The sequence below is a fragment of the Microvirga tunisiensis genome (genome assembly GCF_009296175.1).
In the GTDB taxonomy this organism is placed as follows: Bacteria; Pseudomonadota; Alphaproteobacteria; order Rhizobiales; family Beijerinckiaceae; genus Microvirga; species Microvirga tunisiensis.
Window position 1 is genome coordinate 1 of sequence record NZ_VOSK01000584.1, and the last position, 2,579, is coordinate 2,579.

The 2,579-nt window shown below is 51.8% G+C and carries 1 protein-coding gene; it reads right to left on the minus strand.

All coding sequences use genetic code 11. The annotated features are described in order from the left end of the window. Positions 1 to 473: 473 nt before the first annotated feature. Positions 474 to 1,520: an LAPAL motif-containing putative phage structural protein gene (locus tag FS320_RS41625; protein ID WP_152718416.1), complete on the minus strand. Its 1,047-nt coding sequence runs from the start codon at positions 1,518 to 1,520 to the stop codon at positions 474 to 476. Between the last annotated feature and the right edge of the window lie 1,059 nt (positions 1,521 to 2,579).

The window sequence follows — 2,579 nt, forward strand, 5'->3', positions numbered from 1 at the left end:
CTCCCCGCGCCGCCAATGCCTTGATAGTCATGCGAGCCTCCTGATCGAGCCGGCTCATGCGCTCCTCCGTGTCGTCCCGTGACACGGTAGGTCGACTTCAACCGGAGGCGACATCTCGTAAATCTGGCCGTCGCCTTACTCACACATTCGCGCGTCGCGCTACAGCACCGAAGAGGAGCGCATACTGACCCCGCCGAAATTAGAGCGCAGCAACTTGCTATCTGGGTTCGTGAGGCTACGGGATTGAGGGACAGGGATGTCGATCCCCAACATGGCTGGAGGCACTCGTTCAAGACCATCGCATTGGGAGCCGGGATCGACGAGCGTATCCGAGATGCAATCACAGGACACAAGGTCACATCGGTGGGTAGGAAGTACGAAACACCTCCCGTTTCGATGCTGGCAGAAGCTATGACCAAGTTCCCACGATACGAGATCGGCTAATACGCGTCGAGCCCGGCAAGCCCCGGTTCTCAATTCTCTCGGTTTTGCGACTCAGGCGCTGTTGTTACCTGAGATGGTTGGGTCACCTTCTGAACTTCGAAGGTCTCATTGATCCAGTCACCGGTAGTTGGGTCACGTACTTGGTGGATCCTCAATGTAGCTTCGAACTGGTCACCTACTCGCACCGCTTTAGCTCCGTTAGCGACGCGACTGAGGAACTCTCGATCTTGGATCGGGGCTTCGATCCGGAATCCATCAAAAATGAGGTCCCACGCTGCATTGGGTCGATTGAGATGTGGATCAACCACTGTAAGTTTGGCGATTGGCTCAACTGTTCGCCGCTCCAAACGTAGGGGCGATTGCCTTGGCTCGCTTACTGAAAGAGGATTGTTCAAATCTTGCTCAATAGGCTTTGCGGTATCGGCGCGTGGAGTTGATGCTATTGTAGGCTTTGCCAAGGAATTGGCTTGCTTTCGAATTGTTGGAAACGCAGTTCGTGGAATTTCAACCGCAGGGAAATCATCCGTCAGGCGTCCTGTAAGCCCAAACGATGTGACGTTTGGATCTGCCTCCAGGGCCTTCATCATCTTGGCAACTTGCTTCAGGACTGCAGTATTGGTCTCAACAGCTTGCACCGCCTTGTAGGTCGCCTCGGGCATAGTGATGGACATGTCATCCCGCTGTACGATTACAGCACCAGGAAAGTGATAAACATTGTTGATTACGGTCGTCTCGCCTGACGGCTGAAATAGCAGAAGGACGAGACCAGCGGCGACTCCTGATACGGTGTTGATCAGCGCAGATTTTTTATCGGCTTTATCGAAATACTTTCCGGTTGGATTCTTGGTCGCTCTCAGTCGGAGGCGATAGCTTCCTCTCCCTTCCGCATCAACGACGAGCTCGATTTCTGACTCAGGATCGATGACTGCGTTGATGGCACTAAGTAGGTCGCTGAAAGCTTGCAACGTTGAGCCCAGCGTCCGAGCTCGGATTTGTGAGGATCGCCCACCGAAGTGCAGGACGAAGCTACTGTCCTCGAACTCCATAAGATCGAAAGAATTGATAGGATCGGCCATTTATTCAAAGCTCTGCGTGAAGTGCCATAGCAACACACGTTGGGTGAAGGAAGCGTTAGTAGGGGCGCTGCTTTGCGACCTAAATTTCTGTAGATCAGCAGGGTTGAATGGTCCTGAGGATCCCGCTCGCTCTGCCAACCTCGTTCTAAGCCGAATCTGAAAATAGTATTAATCACTTAGGGACGGAGTATGGTTCGTGCGTACCCAAACGCGCTGGAAATGAAGCTTGGGCTTATAAGGTCTCCGTAGGTTCACCAATCTACCTGACGAATCGCAAAGTCAGCAGCTCGGTGGGCGCGATCTCTTGGAACTGATAACCCCATATCAAGCCAGTGGATGACATTGTAATAGTATGTCGCTTCGGCTGTAAGATACGAATCTAAGAGGTTCCTCAGCCGAGACCTAGGCAAACACCTGACTGACTTCAGTGCTGCAACTTTTCTTACTAAGTCGTTTTTCGAGCGAAACAAAGTTAACACGTCATCGTCAGATAGACGGGCGAAGGTCGTGCTTGTTGCTTCGCGAATGAGCAGAGCCTTTAGTTTGTTTGGGGCTGCAAACTTTAACAACTCAGCAAAACGATCCTTCCCAAGCTTGTAGATTGCCTTAGCCGCTGTCCCATAAAGAGTGTCGTCCACCGAGCCAAATGCGAGAAGGCTTACTCCACTACGAGAACCAGGAGGTACTCGCCCGATGGATTCGATGATAAGGGGTATGTCCTCCCACTCTCCCCATCGCATCAAATAGACTGTATCCTTTTCCGAATATGGAACGAATCCACTTCGTAGGGTCCCTCTAACCCGATCTAGATCCTCAGGATCATTCATCTCACAAAGTACGTCCAACGCTTTCCGTGTAGAGCCTTCGCGAATGACTCCCTCGATGGGTTCACGTCCTTTAACGACTTCAGATTCCTCACCAAAGAGCCTAGTTAGTTTCCGTCCATAAACGTGCACATCTCGGAGCATTTACAATAGGTTGTGCCGAGTTGGAGTGGCTTTGACGAGGATAGGCAGGGTGAAGAGCGCTGAGTATCGACAAAAATGGTATCGTCGGCGC

Bases quoted from the DNA above. Each gene is read 5' to 3' on its own strand.
- FS320_RS41625 (WP_152718416.1), bottom strand. From the start codon at position 1,520: ATGGCCGATCCTATCAATTCTTTCGATCTTATGGAGTTCGAGGACAGT.